We start from the raw sequence: 18,610 nt of genomic DNA, 5'->3' as shown, positions 1-18,610 counted from the left end.
GGGTAACCCTCACCGTGAATCGAAGGGCGCCGCGGCGCGGCCGATACACTCGGGACGGGGAGCTCGCCGCCCGGCGGGACGAAGGAGGGCGAGATGGGCAAGGTCTTCGAGCGGATCGACGGCAAGTTGCAGGCGTTCATCGAGGCGCAACCGATGTTCTTCGTGGGGACCGCGCCCTCGGACGGCGGGCATGTCAATGTCTCCCCCAAGGGATATCGCGACACCTTCGCCGTGCTCGACGAGCGCACCGTGGCCTACCTGGACCTGTTCGGCAGCGGCTCCGAGACCATCGCGCATCTGCGCGACAACGGCCGGATCACCGTGATGTTCTGCTCGTTCGGCCGCGTCGCCCGCATCCTGCGGCTGTTCGGCACCGGCCGCGTCGTGCGACCCGACAGCGCCGAATTCGACACGCTGCGAGACCGTTTCGGCACCGGCCACACCGGCATCCGCGCGGTGGTCGTGGTCGCGGTGGACCGGATCGCCGATTCCTGCGGCTGGTCGGTCCCGCGGCTGGACCTGGTCGAGGAACGCCCCGTGCTGGACGAGGCGCATCTGCGCCGCACCGACGACGACTTCGCCCGCCGGATCGCGGGCGACAACTCCGTCAGCATCGACGGCCTGCCCGCCCTCGAACCCGACCACCCGCTGCCGTCCTCGGTGACCGCGCGCCGCTGAGCCGGGTCACGGCACGGTGCTCACCGCCACCGCCGATTCGGACAGGCTGCCGAGGTAGAGCGTGCCGTCGTGTTCGGCGACGGAGGTGACCATGGCGAAGCCGGAGCCGTCGCGTTGCAGGTCGTGGACGACGGTGCCGTCGAGGTCGAGCGCGAGCACCCAAGTGGTACGGGCGGGGGCGGGGCGCAGGCTGTCGGGCAGCGCCCAGGTCAACTGCCGCAAGACACCGGGCAGGGCGAACAGCTTGTCCAGCAACGGGTTGCGTGGCGCCACCATGCCGACCCAGACCAGGCCGTCGGTGCCGAGATACATGTTGTCCGGTGAGCCGGGCAGGTTCTCCACGAGATGGTCGTGGGTACCGGCGCGCGGGCCCGTCAACCAGTAGCGCGCGATCCGGTAGGCGCCGGTCTCGGCGACGAGCACACACGACCGGTCCGGCGCCAGGACCACGCCGTTGCCGAACTGCAGGCCGTCGATCAGCACGGTGAGCGCGCCGTCCGGGTCGCGGCGCACCAGCCGGCCGCTGCCGGAGTGCTCGAGGATGTCGCCCATCCACTGCTCGAAGGGCCAGCGGCGCGAGGCGATCGAGAAGTAGACGGTGCCGTCGGTGTCGCGCACGACATTGCTGGGGAAGGCGAGGGGTTCGCCGTCGACCTCGTCGACGAGGACCTCCGGCTCGGCGCCCGGGTGCGCCAGCCGCAGGATGCCCTGCCCGGTGACGCAGATCAGCAGCGAGCCGTCGGCGTCGGCGTGCAGGCCCAGCGGGCGGCCTTGAACCCGGGCGATCTTCTCGTGCGTGCCGTCGGCGGGGTCGATGCTCCAGATGGTGCCGTCGTCGGTGCCGGCCACCACCCGGCCCTCCGGTGTCACCACCACGTCCTCGGGGGCGGTGCCCGGCAGCGGCAGCAGACGCACGGGCGGCAGGGGCGGGACGCTCGTGGTCTGCCGGGCCCGCGCGGTCGGACGGGGCGGGTTCCAGCGGTGGGGTCGCATCGGCATGCCCATTGCTATCACGCGGGCTGCTCGGCCGGGTAGCGGAAGACCCACGCGCACAACGGGTGCGCCGTCCACCGCCGGCGCGGCGTGTCGGCTCCGGCGGCGCCGAGCGGGACCACGGCCTTCCCTCCGGCCCCGGCCGACCCGACGATGGGGCCGGGCATTCACGGCTAAGGTGCGGCGGTGGATACCGAGTCCGTCAGCACTACGTTCGATCGTCTTCTCGCCCCGCAGCCCGCTCCACCGTGGTGGCTGGTGCTGGTCACCGCCGTGGCCGCGCTGGTGCTCGTGGGCTATCGGCCGCTGTGGCGGCTGGCCAGGGCCGCGGTCACCGTCGCGCACGAGGGCGGGCACGCGCTGGTGGCCCTGCTGACCGGGCGGCGGCTGCACGCGATCACCCTGCACACCGACACCTCCGGCCTGACCGTGTCCAGCGGCAAACCCACCGGGCCGGGCATGATCCTCACCGCCGCGGCCGGGTACACCGCGCCCGCCCTCCTCGGCCTCGGCTACGCCGCGCTGCTCGGTTCGGGACGCGTCACGGTGATGTTGTGGGCGACGCTGGCCATGCTGCTCGCCGTGCTCATCAAGGTGCGCAATGTCTACGGCCTGCTCACCGTCGTGGTGCTCGGCGCCCTGGTGTTCGGGGTCTCGTGGTTCGGTAGCGACCTGTTGCAGGCCGGGTTCGCCTATCTGGCGGCATGGTTCCTGCTGGCCGCGGCGGTGCGGCCGGTGGTGGAGATGCAGCGCAGCCGACGCAGACAACCGGGCCGCGGCGATTCCGACGCCGATCAGCTCGCCCGCCTGACCCACCTGCCCGCCCTGCTGTGGGTGGGGTTCTTCGCGGTGATCTGCCTGGCCGCGCTGGTCTTCGGCGCCGGACTGATGCTGGCGCCGGTGGCCGAACTGCACCCGCTGCTTCAGCGGTGATCGGCCCGCCAGGCCGCGATCGCCTCGGTGACCAGTAGTTCGGGCGGCACCGTCGCGTCCAGTGTCACGCCCGCCTCGTCGGGCTGGAGGGGTTCCAGCGTCGCCAGCTGGGAATCGAGCAGGGTCGTCGGCATGAAGTGGCCGTGGCGACCCGAGAGCCGGCGCACCAGCTCGGCGCGGTCGACGGCCAAGTGCACGAAGAAGGCGTCGGGCGCACCCGCACGCAGCTGATCGCGATACACGCGCCGCAGCGCCGAGCACGCCACCACGCCCCCGGATTCCTCGTGCTCACGCAGCCAGACGCCGACGATGGCGAGCCAGGGCGCGCGGTCCTCGTCGGTCAGCGGAATACCCGCGGCCATCTTCTGGATATTCGCGGTCGGGTGGTAGTCGTCGCCCTCGGCGTAGGGCAGTCCGAGCCGTGCGGCCAGCAGCGCGCCGATCGTGGACTTCCCGCACCCGGACACACCCATGACGACGATGACAGGCTCGGCCACCACACCCACTCCTCGCGCTCGCTCGATCACCTCTGGCCCACATCGTCGCGCACCGGATGCCCGCGCGGCGCGGGAACCGGCCCGGTTCGGGCACGATGGTGATCATGGACCTTCGCATCTTCACCGAGCCACAGCAGGGCGCCGACTACGACACGCTGCTCCGCGTGGCCCGGGCCACCGAGGACCTCGGCTACGACGCCTTCTTCCGCTCCGACCACTACCTGGCCATGGGCGACGCCTCCGGACTGCCCGGTCCCACCGATGCCTGGATCACCCTCGCGGGCCTGGCCAGGGAGACCTCCCGTATCCGGCTGGGCACCCTCGTCACCGCCGCCACCTTCCGGCTGCCCGGTCCGCTGGCCATCCAGGTCGCCCAGGTGGACCGGATGTCGGGCGGCCGGGTGGAGCTCGGGTTGGGCAGCGGCTGGTTCGCCGCCGAGCACGCCGCCTACGGAATCCCCTTCCCGGACAACCGCTTCGGCCTGCTCGAGGAGCAGCTGGCGATCGTGACGGGCCTGTGGGAGACCAAGCCCGGCGAGACCTTCGACTTCGAGGGCACCCACTACCGGCTCACCGACTCCCCCGCCCTGCCCAAGCCGGTGCAGAGCCCGGTGCCGGTGGTGATCGGCGGACACGGCCCGGTCCGCACGCCCCGTCTCGCGGCCCGCTACGCCACCGAGTTCAACATGCCGTTCTCCTCGGTCGCCGACAGCGCGGCCCAGTTCGACCGCGTGCGGGCCGCGGTACGCGCGGCCGGTCGCACCGACGAGCTGGTGTACTCCAACGCGCTGGTGGCCTGTGTCGGGCGCACCGACGCCGAGGTGGCCCGCCGGGCGGCGGCGATCGGCCGCGAGGTCGACGAGCTGAAGGAGAACGGGCTGGCCGGGTCGCCCGCCGAGGTCGTCGACAAGATCGCCCGCTACCGCGAGATCGGCGCGAGCCGGATCTACCTGCAGATCCTCGATCTCGCCGACCTCGACCACCTGGAGCTCATCGCGGCCGAGGTGAAATCGCAGCTGTGAGGTCCGCGGCGGTCACGGGATCGGCTTGTCGGTGGGCAGGTTGACGAAGCTCGGGGCCGCCGGGTCCAGCAGCAGGTGCTGGGGCTTGAGTTCGGTGTTGTTGAGCATCGGCCGGAACGCGAGTCCCTTGGGTGAGTTGCCCGCGAAGACGTCGATACGCAAGCGGTGGCCCGGCGCGAGCACGGCCTGGGTGGGGATGACGGCGATGTCGAGCGCGACCGGTTCGCCCGGCACCACCGGCAGCAGCTGATCGATGCTGAGCGGATTGAACGGGGCAGTGAGGTCACCGTTGACGGAGCGGGCGCTGCGGCGCTCGTCGATGGCACGCATGGAGGCGGTGAGCTGGCCGGTGGTGAGCACCGTGGAGGTGCCGTCCGGGTCGACATCGTTGACGGTGACGTTCCAGTAGCCGTCGGCGGCGTCGTGGATCGTGGTGAGCCGCACATTGATCGGGCCGGAGATCACCGTCTGCTCGGCCACCGGCGCGCTGGTGAAGGTGAGCCCGTTGCGTTCGGCGATGCGGGCGTCCTTGGCGCACATGTCGATGACGGCGGGCATCCCGGCCGCGCCCTGGGCGGCGTCGCGGGAGCAGGCGGTGCTGAGTCCCGGTGCGACGGTGAGCTTTTCGGCCGCGCCGGGACCGGCCGCCGAGAGCGAGCCGTCGTGCACACTGTCCTCGGTGGTGCCGCTGGCCGCCGGGCTCAGATACACCCGCCGGTGGGTGACGCCGGGCTGCGGGAACTCCGCCAGCGTGATCCAGTCCCCGCCCTGCTGTTTCACGGTGACCGGCCCGAAATCGTCGATGCCGCTGTCGATGTCCTTGAGCCACTTGTCGAACCAGGCGCGCTGCAACACGTCCAGGCGCGGCGGGGCGCCCGCGACACCGGTGCCCGCACCGGGATTGGCGTGATAGGTGTCGCCGACGACGAGCTGTTTGCGGCCCGGGTCCAGGGGGATCTGCTCGTAGAGCTTGGTGGCGCTGTTGGCGAAGATGTCGTGCCAGCCGCCGTAGACGAAGGTGGGCACGGTGATCCGGTCCGGGTGCCCCTGGATGGCCTGACGGAACGCGGACTTGTCGTCCAGGGCCGCGGCCAGCTCGGGGGGCATGTCGTCGAGGGTCGGGGTGAGCAGCGCCTGGGCGAGCAGGTCGAAATTGGTGGTGGGGTCGGCGATGCGGTCCTCGAGCCAGGTCCAGTCGAACCGGCCCTGGACCATCGAGGCCACATCGGGCACCAGTTTGAGCTGGTTGACCGAGTTCAGCCACATCGGCAGGAAGGTCGTGCCGACACCACCACCGGGGGCGACCACATCGCGCATGAGATCACTGCCCGGCTCCACCGGGAAGATCGCCTGTAGTGCCGCGGGGGCGTCCTCGGCGGCGCGCAACTGGTTGATGCCGGAGTAGGAGCCGCCGCTCATCCCGATCCGCCCGTTGGACCACGGCTGGGCGGCCGCCCAGTCGATCACCTCGCGGGTGTCGAGCTGCTCGCGGGCGCCGAGGGTGTCCCACATGCCCTGCGACAGGCCGGTGCCGCGCACGTCGGCGACGACCACGGTGTAACCCGAGCTGATCAGCTGGCGGTCGACGCCGAGCATGGTCTGGATCATGCCCCCGTCGAGCGCCTGCATCAGATCACCGAACCCGCTGATCGGGGTGGTGGACAGGTTCAGCCTGCGCACCAGGTCGACCGCCATCGGCTGCAATCCCGGTGTGGCCGCGGCCTGTTCGATCAGGCCGGTCATCAGTTTCGAATAGGGCGTGAGGCTGACGATGGTCGGCAGCGGACGCTGCTCGATGACGCCCGCGGCGTCGGCGGGCCGGTACACATCGGCTTTCAGGACCACGCCGTCGCTCATCGCGATGTCGACCCCACGCTCCACCCGCACCTCCGGATAGGGGGCGGGACCGTCGTGCTGGGCGGTCCAGCGCGCGGCGGGGGTCACGGCAGGCTGCCCGGCCGCCGGACCACCACCGCATCCGAAGACGACCACCAGCGCCAGCATCGTCGCCAGTAGTCGCACGCGCCCACGCTCCGCACCGCTTCGCACCATATGAGTCGCTCCCCGACCGGTTTCGTGTCCGTCGTTGACCTAGCCACCGCAGGATCGGCGCGAAGAACATAACAGCGGTAACGACTTGCCACGGTGAGCGCCGGACCGCTCGGGCTGTCGCAGTGAAGACGCGTTGTTCCAGTTCAGCGGGGTCGCAGGGTCACCGAATCTGTCGGTGGCCGGTGGTTGACTGGCGCGTGCCGGTGCTGATCCGGCCGGGTTCCATCCATCATCGAGGAAGGACGTTCGACATGCCGACACGTGACGAAGCCTGGCCGCAGGGCACGCCCTGCTGGATCGACTGTCAGGTCGACGACACCACCGCCGCCCGCGCGTTCTACAGCGCGCTGTTCGGCTGGGAGGTCCAGGACGCGCCCGCCGGGGCGGGCGGCTATCTGATGGCCGATCTCGACGGGCGCCCGGCGGCGGCCATCGGCCCGAAACCCGAAGGGATGGCGCAGATGCCGTCCACCTGGACGACGTATCTGGCCGCCGACCGCGCCGACGAGATCGCCGAGCGGGTCGTGGCGGCGGGCGGCAAGGTGTTCATGCCACCGTTCGATGTGTTCGACGCGGGACGGATGTTCGTCGCGGCCGACCCGACCGGTGGCGTGTTCGGGGTGTGGCAGGCCAAGGCCCATCACGGCGCGGGCATCTACAACCAGCCGGGGGCCTACTGCTGGAACGAGCTGCACACCACCGGTTACGACCGGGCGCACGAGTTCTACAACAGCGTCTTCGGCTGGCACTACACCGAGATCGGCGACGGCGAGAACTTCACCTATTCGACATTCGCGCGCCCCGGCGAGACCGTCGAGATCGGCGGGATGATGGACGCCTCGGGCATGGGCATGCCGCCCTACTGGCTGGCCTGGATCCAGGTGGACGGCACCGACGCGACCCTCGACCAGGCCACGGCACTGGGCGCCACGGTGATCATGGGCCCCGACGACAGTCCCTTCGGACGGACAGGCATCGTCCAGGCTCCCCAGGGCGAGGTGTTCGGCGTGATCGATCCGGCGATGGCGGTCGGCGAGGTGCCCACCGGCGCCTGATCCCCACACCGGGCCCTCGGAGTCGGCCTAGGTCGACGGGTCGGGAGCCGCGGCCAATTGCAGCTCGAGCAGCAGGCGGTCGGCGGGGTCGTTCAGGCTGATGCCCAGGACGGACTCGATGCGGCGCAGGCGGTAGCGCAGCGTGTTCGGATGGATGCGCAGCGCGGCGGCGGCAGCGCTCACCTCGCCGTGGGCGCGCAGGTAGGCGCGGGCCGTGGCGCGCAGGTCGGCGGCGTGGGTGCGGTCATAGGTGTCGAGGGCGGCCAGGCGGGGGTCGTGCAGGTGGGGCCGGTCGCGGATGAGTTCGATGATCTCCGTCAGCAGTACGGCGGTGCGAGCCTCGGCCAGGGTGGTGACGCGCGCGTCGGGGTCGGCCGGGCTGTCGAGCACCCGGTCGACCTCCTCGCGGGCCGCCGCGACGGCGGTGAGCCCGGCGACCGGCGCGGCGATGGCGGCCCGGACCACGAGGCCGCGCGCCTGCTCGAGCTGCGCGACCAGCTCGCGAACCCACGAACCCACACCGGCAGCCGAATGATAGGAGGGCACCAGCACATAGACCCGATCACCGATCGCCTCGGTCACCGAGTCGTCACGAAAAGCGCTGGCGTACAACCGGATCAGGCCACTCGAAGCCGCAAGCCCGGCCACCGGACCGAGCGCGGCTCCCGAACCGATCTCAGCGGCAGAACCGGACCCGCCGCTCCGGCCGTGCCCCGCTGCCGAACCGATCTCCGCCGCCGAACCGCGCCCAGCGCTCGGGCCGTGCGTCGATCCCGAACCGCGCCCTGCACTCGGGCCGTGCGTCGATCCCGAACCGCGCCCTGCACTCGGGCCGCGCACCGCGCCCGAACCGCGCCCTGCACTCGGGCCGCGCACCGCGCCCGAACCGCGCCCTGCACTCGGGCCGCGCGCCGCGCCCGAACCGCGCCCTGCACTCACGCCGTGCGCTGACGCCGGACCGACCCCGTCGGCCGTGCGGAGGACCGCGAAGCCGATCACCGCGGCGGGGCCCTCGACCGGCAGGCAGAGGGCCGCGACGACCGACGGTACGTCTACACCGTCGCCGTGTGCGCCGAACAGGCGGCGGACCAGCAGGGCCTCGGTCGAGGGTGCGTCGAGTCTGCGGGCGATGATCCGGGCCGCTACCGCCGCGGCGCCGCGGAGGACCTGGGCCGCGTCGGGGCGCAGTGGGCGGGCGCCCTGTTGGAGCCAGAGGGTGCCGAGCATTCTGGCCTGTGCGCCGGTGCCGCGCCGGATGGCGACGACGAGGCGGCGGCGCATCGCGAGTTCGGGATGTTCGGGGACATCGACGACCTCGTCGCTGCGCCGGACGCGGTCGTACACGCCCCAGGCGCGCAGGATGCGCAGGTAGTCGGCGGGGCCCTCGCGGCCGAGGATGGATTCGATGCGCAGCCGGTCGGCGGAGGAGTCCGAGGCGGAGTAGGCGAGCACATGGGAGGACGGGTCCTCGATGGAGACCATGCCGCCGGTCTCCCCGGCCACCACCTGGGCCAGGCCGAACAGGTCGGTGTCCGGGGCGAGCAGGTCGTGATCGCCGGCGGGGGTGCGGCGCGCGGGCGCGCGGGTGACCAGGCGGCGGACCAGCGGGAACACCTGGTCCCAGCGGGCTTCGCGGTGCAGCCGCACCAGGGCGATGCCCGCGTCCCGGGCGGCCGCGCGCACCGGCGCGTCGTCGGCGCTCTTGGTGATCAGCACCCGGGGCCGGTGCGACCGTTCGCGCTCCCCGGCCGCGTGCAGCCAGGCCCCGGTGGCCGCCGCGTCGGCGCCGACCAGCAGATACACCTCGGGCAGGGCACCGGAGATGCCGGCGAGGTCGGCGGGTTCGCCGAGCGCGACCGAGCGCAGCGGCACCTGCTCCCCCGCGGGCGCTTCGACCAGGGTGGCCACGGTGTGATCGAGCGCGGCGAGCAGTGCACCGAGGGTGATGGCGTCCTCCGGCATCGACGGCCTCCTGCCTTGGCGGATCGGATGAAGACACGCCGCGACATTCATCCGATCAGACGATTATGCGCGCGCAAGATCGGAGTTGACTACGTCACATCCCGCCCCGACGACGCAGGAGCCGCACCCATGGATGCCATCGCGACCACGCCGACGCCGGTCAACGAGCCCGTCGGCAGCTTCGCTCCCGGAACCCCCGAACGCCGCAGGTTGCAGGCCGCGCTGGCCGAGCTGGCGGCCTCCCCCACCGAGATCACCCACGTCATCGGCGGCCGTGCGGTCCGCGGTGACGGTCCGGTCTTCGAGGTCGTCCAGCCGCACCGGCACGCCGCCGTCCTCGGCACCCTGCGCGATGCGAGTGCCGCCGACGCGGCCGCCGCCGTCACCGCCGCCTGCGCGGCCGCGCCCGCCTGGCAGGCGATGCCGTTCGAGGACCGGGCCGCGATCTTCCTGCGAGCCGCGGACCTGCTGGCCGGGCCGTGGCGCGAGCGGATCGCGGCGGCGACCATGCTCGGGCAGTCCAAGTCGGCCTATCAGGCCGAGATCGACGCACCCTGCGAGCTGGTCGACTTCTGGCGGTTCAATGTGTCCTTCGCGCGCGGCATCCTGGCCGAGCAGCCGCTCTCGACGCGCGGGGTGTGGAACCGCATGCAGTACCGCTCGCTGGAGGGGTTCGTCTACGCGGTGACGCCGTTCAACTTCACCGCCATCGCGGGCAATCTGCCGACCGCGCCCGCCCTGATGGGCAACACCGTGGTCTGGAAGCCGGCCCGCTCGCAGGCGGTCGCGGCCTACCTCACGATGCGGCTGCTCGAGGCGGCCGGGCTGCCGCCGGGGGTGATCAACCTGGTCAACGGGCCGGGACCCGAGATCTCCGAGGTCGTGCTGGCCGATCCGCGTCTGGCGGGCGTGCATTTCACCGGGTCGACGGGCACCTTCCAGCAGCTCTGGCGGACAGTGGCCCAGCAACTGGACCGGTATCGCACCTATCCGCGACTGGTCGGCGAGACCGGCGGCAAGGATTTCGTGCTCGCGCACCCCTCGGCCGATCCGGCGGTGCTCACCACCGCGCTGCTGCGCGGCGCGTTCGACTACCAGGGCCAGAAGTGCTCGGCGGCCTCGCGCGCGTTCGTGCCGCGCTCGGTGTGGACGGTGATGTCGGAGGACCTGATCGAGAAGACCTCCGCGCTGCGCTACGGCGATGTCACCGATTTCTCGAATTTCGGTGGCGCCCTGATCGATCGGCGGGCCTTCGACCGCAATGTCGCCGCGCTCGAGCGGGCCAAGGCCACGCCCGGGCTCACCGTCGTGGCGGGCGGGCACAGCGACGACAGCGTCGGCTGGTTCGTCGAACCGACCGTGGTGGTCGGCGACGACCCCGGCGACGAGGCCTTCCACACCGAGTACTTCGGCCCGATCCTGGCCGTGCACGTCTACGACGACAGCACCCCGACCGGTTTCGCCGACGCCATGGACCTGGTCGACCGCGGCAGCCCGTACGGCCTGACCGGCTCGGTCATCGCCGAGGACCGCACCGCGATCGCCACGGCCACCGACCGGCTCACCTTCGCCGCCGGCAACTTCTACATCAACGACAAGCCCTCGGGCGCGGTGGTCGGCCAGCAGCCCTTCGGCGGCGGACGCGCCTCGGGCACCAACGACAAGGCGGGTTCGGCCCAGAATCTGCTGCGCTGGACCTCGGCGCGCACGATCAAGGAGACCTTCACCCCGCCCACCGAGCATCGCTATCCGCACCAGGAACCGGAGGTCGGCTGATGTCGGCCCTGCTGCGTTCGGCCGTGCTGGCCGCCGCGCGCTCGCCGCGGCTCGAGCACACGATCACCCGGCTGCCGCTCTCCCGTGACGTGGTGGCCCGCTTCGTCGCGGGCACCACGGTCGAGGAGGCGGTGCGCACGACCGAAGCCCTGGTCGGGTCCGGCCGGTTCGTCAGCATCGACTACCTCGGCGAGGACACCACCGACCTCGCCGGTGCCGAGGCGACCGTCGAGCAGTACCGCACGCTCATCGCCGCGCTCGGGCGGCTCCCGCAGGCCGCGGTGGCGGCGGGAGCCGTGCGGCCGCTGGAGGTCTCGGTGAAGCTGTCCGCGCTCGGCCAGGCACTGCCGCGTGACGGGCACGCGGTGGCCCGCGAGCACGCCCGCGAGATCTGCGCGGCCGCCGAGGCTGCCGGCCTGTGGGTGACCGTCGACGCCGAGAACCACACCACCACCGACTCCACCCTGGCGATCGTGCGGGAACTGCGTGCCGACTATCCGTGGCTGGGCACGGTGTTGCAGGCGTATCTGCGCCGCACCGAGGAGGACTGCCGCGCCCTGGCGGACCCGGGCTCGCGCATCCGGTTGTGCAAGGGCGCCTACGACGAGCCCGTCGGCGTGGCCTTCCGGGAGCGTTCCGAGGTCGACGCCTCGTATCTGCGGTGCCTGGCGATCCTCACCGCGGGCGCGGGCTATCCGATGATCGCCTCGCACGATCCGGCCATGCTCGACGCGGCCGGGGTCGGGGTGCGCTCGGCGCGGCGCAAGACCGACGAGTACGAGTACCAGATGCTCTACGGCATCCGCGCCGACGAGCAGCAACGTCTCACCGCGGCGGGCGATCACCTGCGCGTCTACGTCCCCTACGGCGAGCAGTGGTACGGGTACTTCATGCGCAGGCTGGCCGAACGTCCGGCCAATCTCGCGTTCTTCCTGCGCGCGCTGGCCGGTCCCGGCCGCGAACCGCCGCGCTGAGCTATTCGCTCAGCGCCGATTCCGGGCGCACCAGCACCCGCTTGAGGATCTTGCCGGTCTCCCCGCGCGGCAGCGCGTTGAGGAACGTGACGTCGCGCGGGACCGAGAAACGGCTGAGCCGGTTGCGAATATAGGTGCGGACCATGTCCGAATCCAGCCCGGCCCCTTCGCGTTTCACCACGAACGCGGCCAGTCGCTGCCCGAACTCCCGGTCCGGCACTCCCACCACGGCCACCTCGGTGATCTGCGGCAGGTGCGCCAGCGCCTCCTCCACCGGCCGCGGGAAGACGTTCTCGCCGCCGGAGATGATCATCTCGTCGTCGCGGCCCGCCACGAACAACCGGCCGGCCGCGTCGAGATAGCCCAGGTCACCGGTGTCGAGCATGCCGTCGGCCTCCTCCGGCGGCGCGGAGTTCACATAGCCGTCGAAGAGCATGTGGTTGGCGACGAAGATGTGTCCGGTGGTGCCCACCGGCACCGGGCGCAGATCCGGGCCGAGCACCGCGACGCGGGTGCCCAGCGGCGGCCTGCCCGCGGTGGTCGGCGAGACCCGCAGGTCCGCCGGGGTGGCCACGCTCGCCCAGGACACCTCGGTGGAACCGTAGACGTTGTAGAGCAAGTCGCCGTAGGTGTCGAGGAAGCGCAGCACCGTCGCCCCGGCCAGCGGCGCGCCACAGCTGACCACGTGCCGCAGGCTCGACAGGTCCAGACCCGCGCGCACCGCGTCGGGCACGTCGAGCAGCCGCTCGACCATGGTCGGGACCACGATCAGGGTGGTGATCTTGTGCTCGGCGACCGCGCGCAGGCACTGCTCCGCGTCGAACCCGTCGCTGAGGACCACGGTGGCGCGCAGCGCGGTGCTGAGCTGCAGACCCGCCAGACCCCAGGTGTGGAACAGCGGCGCGGGGATGAGCATGACTTCTTCCACGCGCAGCGGAATCCGTGACAGCAGCGCGGCGATGGTGCCGAACCCCTTGGCGTGCGGGCGGCGCGCGCCCTTGGGCGAGCCGCTGGTGCCGGAGGTGAGCACGATCAGCCGGCCGGGGTGGGCGGGGACCGGGAAATCGCCGTGGCCGAGCGCGATCAGGCGCTCGATCGTCGTGCGTTCGAGGTTCGGCGGCCGGTCGTCGGTGGTGAAGCGCGGGACGTCGTTGTGCAGGTAGCGGATCAGTTTCTCCAGCTCGCCGTCGACATAGACCGCGTTGAGCCGGTGCCGCTGGACGATCTCCTCGATCCGCCTGCCCGAGAGCCCGGCATTGAGCAGGGCCACGTCGACGCCGAGTTTGCCCGCGGCGACCATGGTCTCGACCATGCCCGCGTGATTGCGTGCCAGCAGGCCGATCGCGTCACCGGCGCGCAGGCCGAGCGCGTGCATGGCCCCGGCCAGCGCGGTGGACCTGGCGTCGACCTCGCCGAAGGTGCGCTGCCCGTGCGGATCGATCAGCGCGACCCGGTCCGGCGCGTGCACCGCCCCCGCCGCGTAACCACCGGCCAGGTTGAAACCCCACTTCGACAGCGAACGCAGCTGCCGCACGATCGACATCGGTTCGGGCCGCATGAGCCCGGTGGCGGCGATACTGCGCGCCACCCCCGCATTGCGGCGCAGCACCGAACGCTCGGCATTGACCACCACCGAGGACCTGGTCCCGGCGATCACGTCGGCGGTGCGGCGCAGCCCGGCCCGCACCCAGTCGGTCACCGCCGAGTTGTTGCGCTGTTCCAGCGCCGGATGCACCCGGGCGGCGGCGAACAGGGTGATGTCGAGGCGGGTGCGCTGCTGGTCGCCGCGCAACCGGATGGCGGCGAAGCTGCCCAGTTGCCTGCTGCGCAGCTCGAAACTCTCGTACCAGCGGCCGATCTCGAGGACGAACTCGTGCGTCTGGATCCCCGCGTCGGCGGAACCGACGCGGACCTGCCAGACCACCGCCCCGTCGGGGCGTTCCACTCGTTCGCAGCTGCCGATCCCGGTGAACATCCGCGGATAGCTCTGCGGATCCAGCAGTACATCCCACAATGCCTGTCGCGCGATGGTGAAATCCGCGGTGACATCGATGACGTCGGTGACCAAACTCCGTGCTCTTCTTCCCGTCGGCCTGTTCGACCAGCGCGGTCGGCGGGCAAAAATGGGCGCGGCGGTCGATACCCTCCGCGCGGGTCGTCACGCTACCCGGCCGTGTCGCTCCGTGATCAAGAATCAGACAAAACCGGTGGTTTCGGACCGATTTCGCCGGAGTTTGGTTTGCGCGCCACACCTCACGACGTTGCAGATGTGAAACTGTCCAACCGCTTGCACCGTGTCCACGGATGCCGAAAGATTGCTGGCAGCACCGACCCGATCAGCAGGAGCGGCCGCCGCGACGCGGCCCGACGAGCGAAGAGGTAGGGAATGACTGCGAGCTGGCCGAGTTCGATGGACTCCTTCGACGACATCTTCCAGCGATTCTTCGGATCCGGGATGTCCTCGAAACCACCCGTACAGCGCATCGATCTGGGCCGGTTGATGACCGACAACGCCAAGTTGCTCGTCGGTTCGGCCCGCGAGGCGGCCCAGGAGTGGGGCAATACCGAGATCACCCCCGAACACCTGCTCTACGCGGCCACCGAAGCCGAACCCGGACGCAGTATCGTCGCCGAACTCAGCCTGGACCCCGACCAGGTCGCCGAGCAGATGCAGGACTATCTCGACACCGGTTCACCCAGCGACAGCGACGTCACCGACATCACCCTCAGCCCCGCCACCAAGCTCGCCCTGCGCGCCGCCCAGCGTCAGGCCGCCCAGGCGGGCAGCAGCTATATCGGCCCCGAACACATCCTGCTCGGCATCGCCTCGCTGCCCGACAGTGTCGCCGCCCAGGCCCTGGTCGCCGGTCTCGCGGCCAGCCAGAGCGGGTCCTCGGGGGCCTCCCCGACCCCGGGTGCCGGTGCGGGCACCCGCAAACGGGACAAGTCCGACACCCCCACGCTGGACGAATACGGCCGGGACCTCACGGCCGAGGCGCGGGAGGGCCTGGTCGACCCGGTGGTCGGGCGGGCCGAGGAGATCGAGCAGACCATCGAGATCCTCTCGCGGCGCCGTAAGAACAATCCGGTGCTGATCGGCGATCCGGGTGTCGGCAAGACCGCCATCGTGGAGGGGCTGGCGCAGCGGATCGTCAACGACGATGTGCCCTCCACGCTCGCCGATCGCCGGGTCATCGCCCTCGATGTCGGCACGCTGGTGGCGGGCAGCAAGTACCGCGGCGAGTTCGAGGAGCGGCTGACCAAGATCCTCGACGAGGTGCGCGCGCACTCCGACGAACTGATCGTGTTCATCGACGAGCTGCACACCATCGTCGGCGCCGGGGGCGGCGGCGAGGGGTCGATGGACGCGGGCAATCTGCTCAAGCCCGCCCTGGCGCGCGGCGAACTGCACGTCGTCGGCGCGACCACCATCGACGAGTACCGCAAGTACATCGAGAAGGACGCCGCGCTCGAGCGGCGCTTCCAGCCGGTGATGGTGTCGGAGCCCTCCGTGGACGACACCGTGGAGATCCTGCGCGGCCTGTCCGATGTCTACGAGGAACACCACCAGGTGCGCTACTCCGACGAGTCGCTGGTCGCGGCGGCGCAGCTCTCGGATCGCTACATCACCGACCGGTTCATGCCCGACAAGGCGATCGACCTGATCGACCAGGCGGGTGCGCGGGTCCGGTTGCGTTCGGGCACACCCGATCCGGAGGTGAAGGCCCGCGACGAGCACATCGCCCGGCTCTACCGGGAGAAGGACGCCGCCGTCGACAACGAGGACTACGAGCGCGCGACCGCCATCAAGGCCGAGATCGCCACGGCCGAGGAGGAACTCGAGGAATCCGGGCTCACCTCGACCGATCCGGTGGTCGACGTGGTCGACATCGCCGAGGTGATCTCGCGCCAGACCGGCATCCCGGTCGCCGATCTCACCGCCGAGGAGAAGCAGCGCCTGCTGGAACTCGAGGACGTGCTGCACAAGCGGGTCATCGGGCAGGACGAGGCGATCGTGGCGGTGGCCGAGGCGGTGCGCCGGGCCAGGGCCGGACTCAAGGACCCGAACCGGCCGATCGGCTCGTTCCTGTTCCTCGGGCCGACCGGTGTCGGCAAGACCGAGCTGGCCAAGGCGCTGGCCGAGGCGGTGTTCGGGGACGAGGACCGGCTCATCCGGTTCGACATGAGCGAATTCCAGGAGAAGCACACGGTCTCGCGGCTGGTCGGCGCGCCGCCCGGATATGTCGGCTACGACGATGCCGCGCAACTCACCGACAAGGTGCGCAGGCAACCGTATTCGGTGATCCTGTTCGACGAGGTCGAGAAGGCGCATCCCGATGTGTTCAATGTGCTGCTGCAACTGCTCGACGACGGGCGGGTCACCGATTCCAAGGGCCGCACCGTCGATTTCAAGAACACCATCGTGATCATGACCTCCAATATCGGCTCGGATCTGATTCTGAAAGCCCCCGAGGGCGATCTGGACACGATCACGCCGCAGCTGATGGAACGGTTGCAGCAGCATTTCCGGCCGGAATTCCTCAATCGCATCGACGAGACCGTGGTGTTCCACCGGCTCGACAAGTCGCAGCTGGAACGGATCGTCAACCTGATCCTGGACAAGACCCGGCGCATGCTCGCCGCCCAGGACATCGATCTCGAGATCAGCGAACCGGCGGTGGACTGGCTGGGTGAGCGCGGTTTCCAGCCCGAGTTCGGTGCGCGGCCGCTGCGGCGCACGGTGCAGAAGGAGCTCGACAACCGGATCTCGCGGCTGCTGCTCGACGGTGGGCTGACATCGGGTGCCACGGTGCGGGTCGAGGTGGTCGACGACGACCTGGTCGTCACCGCCGCGGAACCGGCGGGCACGGCGGGCACGGCGGGCACCAACGGGTCGGACCCGAAGAAGCCCGCGAAGAAGGCGAGCAAGAAGAAGGCCGACGCCAAGAAGTGATACCTGGTAGACGACAACCGGCCCGGTCCGCGAGGGACCGGGCCGGTGGTGGTGTGCCGGATCAGCCGCCGGTGACCACGCAGTTCTCGCCGAAGTGGTAGCCACGGCCCACCGACACCGTGGCGCTGCTGCCGATGCCGTCCTGGTAGGCGGTCAGCGTGTGGACGCCCTCGTAGGCTGGCACCCAGTTGTACATGGCGACACCGTCGGTGGGGGCGACCACGGCCAGCAACTGGCCGTTGTCGTAGTAGGACACGGGGACGATCCCGATACTGAGCCGCGCCAGCAACTGATAGGTGCACCCGGTGCCGTAATTGGTCGACGACCCGACACTGATATTCGGTTTGACGGTCAACTGCGAAACACCCGCCGAGGCGTCGGGTGCGCCGATCGTCATCGCCAGTACCGTCGCGCCGGTGGCCGCGATGGCGAAAGCGAACTTCCTGTCACTCATCTCTCACGTCCCTTCGAGTCGTCCCAATCCTCACCCCATCGGCGCGTTCATGGTGGGAGAACACACACGATTCATGCGCGCGACCAGAGGGCGGGGGTGTTCGGGGGCGTCCAGTTGGGGTCGTGCACAGTGTGCGCCTGTCGGCAGGTGTAGGTGACGCCCTGATAGGTGACCTTGTCGCCGACGGCGTAGGTGGCGCCCTGGCGCCACGCGGAGGAGGCGGGCGCGGTGGTCGTCGGGTGGTGGTGACCGCCGCCGGGTGTGGTGGTGGCAGGCGGATTCGTGGTGGTGGCAGGGGGTTTCGTGGTGGTCGGCGGAACCGTCGTGGTGGGCGCGGGCGTGGTGGTGGTCGGTGTCGGGCTGGTGGTCGGGGTGCTGCCGCCGCCACCGATCTCGAGGTCGACGCAGCTGTAGAACGCGGCGGCGGTGTCGCCGATGTTCCAGACCGCGCGCAATTTCTGGCGCCCGGAATACGGTGAGAGATCGATGGTGTGGGTGACTTCCATCGGCGGCTGTTCATTGCGGCCGTCGATCACGGCGATCCTCGTGTTCCCGAGGAAGTATTCCCAATTCAGGGTGCGGTGATTGGCCGTGTTCTTCCACGTGAAAGTGGTGGCGCCGGAGACTTTCTGTGGTATCCAGCCGAGCGAGTCGTCGTCGAGTTCGGGATATTTGTTCGCGCTGCACGAGGTGAGCCCCTTGGGACCTTCCACGCTCTGGGGTTCGTATTTCACCGCACCGCAGGACACCAGTCCGCGGGCACACTGTTCCTGCCTGCTGGCGGGGCCGGTGACCCAGCCGTGCGCCTGGGCATTTCCGACGGGGACGAGCAGCGTCGCGAGGGGCGCCACCACCATCGCACCGGCGAGGAACAGAAATCGACTTCTCACGTGAATACTCCTTGGAAACGCATACGGGGGACGGCAGGGGCCGGCGTGCCGTCCGGAAACATTTCGAGCGAGTGGGACAGTAGGGCGGCGAAGATCAACCGTCAAGGGTCGCTTTCGCTCCGAAATGCCGTTACCAACCGGTATTCCGGGGCCGAATCACCACGGTGCGAATTCGGCGAATCATCGCCCGCCGAACCAACCGGTATCCACCCACCGCAATCCTCCGGTTAACCCCGCTGCTCGGAGCGTTCCCGGGATTTGCCGGAGTTTGCGGATAGGACCACCGGTTCGCAACAAGAGCACTTTTCGTGGTTGTGGTCGGGGCGGGCGGGTCGCCGCGGCGAACTTGCGCGACCCGCGCCGAATTCGT

At 70.3% G+C, this 18,610-nt stretch carries 15 protein-coding genes; 7 read left to right on the top strand and 8 right to left on the bottom strand.

The window, feature by feature from the left end; all coding sequences use genetic code 11:
* Positions 1-93 precede the first annotated feature (93 nt).
* Complete coding sequence (locus ACFC06_RS01930) at positions 94-678, top strand: pyridoxamine 5'-phosphate oxidase family protein (protein WP_375926739.1); 585 nt, start codon at positions 94-96, stop codon at positions 676-678.
* A gap of 6 nt (positions 679-684) precedes the next feature.
* Here ACFC06_RS01930 and ACFC06_RS01925 read toward each other — a convergent pair whose 3' ends face one another.
* Positions 685-1,677 (bottom strand): SMP-30/gluconolactonase/LRE family protein, encoded by a 993-nt coding sequence (locus ACFC06_RS01925; protein ID WP_375926736.1) that lies wholly within the window; start codon positions 1,675-1,677, stop codon positions 685-687.
* 11 nt (positions 1,678-1,688) lie between these two features.
* The gene (locus tag ACFC06_RS01920; RefSeq protein WP_375926733.1) at positions 1,689-1,838 is read right to left on the bottom strand and encodes a hypothetical protein; all 150 of its coding nucleotides are present in this window, start codon (positions 1,836-1,838) and stop codon (positions 1,689-1,691) included.
* 19 nt (positions 1,839-1,857) lie between these two features.
* Here ACFC06_RS01920 and ACFC06_RS01915 point away from each other — a divergent pair, with 19 nt between their 5' ends.
* The gene (locus ACFC06_RS01915; RefSeq protein ID WP_375926730.1) at positions 1,858-2,604 is read left to right on the top strand and encodes a M50 family metallopeptidase; all 747 of its coding nucleotides are present in this window, start codon (positions 1,858-1,860) and stop codon (positions 2,602-2,604) included.
* Here ACFC06_RS01915 and ACFC06_RS01910 read toward each other — a convergent pair.
* Positions 2,595-3,077 carry a gluconokinase gene (locus ACFC06_RS01910; protein WP_375935139.1) on the bottom strand — a complete coding sequence of 161 codons (483 nt, stop codon included), beginning with the start codon at positions 3,075-3,077 and terminating at the stop codon, positions 2,595-2,597. The genes ACFC06_RS01915 and ACFC06_RS01910 overlap by 10 nt on opposite strands.
* Before the next feature lie 128 nt (positions 3,078-3,205).
* Between ACFC06_RS01910 and ACFC06_RS01905 the strand changes: the two genes are divergently transcribed.
* The gene (locus ACFC06_RS01905) at positions 3,206-4,123 is read left to right on the top strand and encodes an LLM class F420-dependent oxidoreductase (protein WP_375926727.1); all 918 of its coding nucleotides are present in this window, start codon (positions 3,206-3,208) and stop codon (positions 4,121-4,123) included.
* A 12-nt stretch (positions 4,124-4,135) separates the two neighbouring features.
* Here the strand turns inward: ACFC06_RS01905 and ACFC06_RS01900 are convergent, their stop codons facing one another.
* The gene (locus ACFC06_RS01900) at positions 4,136-6,127 is read right to left on the bottom strand and encodes a CocE/NonD family hydrolase (protein ID WP_375935136.1); all 1,992 of its coding nucleotides are present in this window, start codon (positions 6,125-6,127) and stop codon (positions 4,136-4,138) included.
* A 299-nt stretch (positions 6,128-6,426) separates the two neighbouring features.
* Between ACFC06_RS01900 and ACFC06_RS01895 the strand changes: the two genes are divergently transcribed.
* Positions 6,427-7,230, top strand: a complete 804-nt coding sequence (locus ACFC06_RS01895; RefSeq protein WP_375926724.1) for a VOC family protein — start codon at positions 6,427-6,429, stop codon at positions 7,228-7,230.
* Between the two features lie 27 nt (positions 7,231-7,257).
* On the opposite strand, the gene ACFC06_RS01890 is transcribed toward ACFC06_RS01895, so the two are convergent.
* Positions 7,258-9,192 carry a helix-turn-helix domain-containing protein gene (locus tag ACFC06_RS01890; RefSeq protein WP_375926721.1) on the bottom strand — a complete coding sequence of 645 codons (1,935 nt, stop codon included), beginning with the start codon at positions 9,190-9,192 and terminating at the stop codon, positions 7,258-7,260.
* Positions 9,193-9,321: 129 nt separating this feature from the next.
* Here ACFC06_RS01890 and pruA point away from each other — a divergent pair, with 129 nt between their 5' ends.
* Together pruA and ACFC06_RS01880 are read left to right on the top strand one after the other, a co-directional pair.
* Entirely contained in the window at positions 9,322-10,968 is a 1,647-nt protein-coding gene (gene pruA / locus ACFC06_RS01885) for an L-glutamate gamma-semialdehyde dehydrogenase (protein ID WP_375926718.1), read from the top strand.
* Entirely contained in the window at positions 10,968-11,942 is a 975-nt protein-coding gene (locus ACFC06_RS01880) for a proline dehydrogenase family protein (protein ID WP_375926715.1), read from the top strand. Before pruA ends, ACFC06_RS01880 begins: the two co-directional genes overlap by 1 nt.
* 1 nt (position 11,943) lies before the next feature.
* On the opposite strand, the gene ACFC06_RS01875 is transcribed toward ACFC06_RS01880, so the two are convergent.
* Positions 11,944-14,010 carry an AMP-binding protein gene (locus ACFC06_RS01875; RefSeq protein WP_375926712.1) on the bottom strand — a complete coding sequence of 689 codons (2,067 nt, stop codon included), beginning with the start codon at positions 14,008-14,010 and terminating at the stop codon, positions 11,944-11,946.
* A gap of 318 nt (positions 14,011-14,328) precedes the next feature.
* Here ACFC06_RS01875 and ACFC06_RS01870 point away from each other — a divergent pair, with 318 nt between their 5' ends.
* Complete coding sequence (locus ACFC06_RS01870) at positions 14,329-16,896, top strand: ATP-dependent Clp protease ATP-binding subunit (RefSeq protein WP_375926709.1); 2,568 nt, start codon at positions 14,329-14,331, stop codon at positions 16,894-16,896.
* 61 nt (positions 16,897-16,957) lie between these two features.
* On the opposite strand, the gene ACFC06_RS01865 is transcribed toward ACFC06_RS01870, so the two are convergent.
* Both ACFC06_RS01865 and ACFC06_RS01860 read right to left on the bottom strand, forming a co-directional pair.
* Positions 16,958-17,350: a hypothetical protein gene (locus ACFC06_RS01865; RefSeq protein WP_375926706.1), complete on the bottom strand. Its 393-nt coding sequence runs from the start codon at positions 17,348-17,350 to the stop codon at positions 16,958-16,960.
* 71 nt (positions 17,351-17,421) lie between these two features.
* Positions 17,422-18,240 (bottom strand): carbohydrate-binding protein, encoded by an 819-nt coding sequence (locus tag ACFC06_RS01860; RefSeq protein ID WP_375926703.1) that lies wholly within the window; start codon positions 18,238-18,240, stop codon positions 17,422-17,424.
* Between the last annotated feature and the right edge of the window lie 370 nt (positions 18,241-18,610).

It is taken from the genome of Nocardia sp. NPDC056064, assembly GCF_042266925.1.
Taxonomy (GTDB): Bacteria; Actinomycetota; Actinomycetes; order Mycobacteriales; family Mycobacteriaceae; genus Nocardia.
The sequence above is the reverse complement of the archived record's forward strand: the minus strand, read 5'-3'. Positions and strand labels throughout refer to the sequence as shown.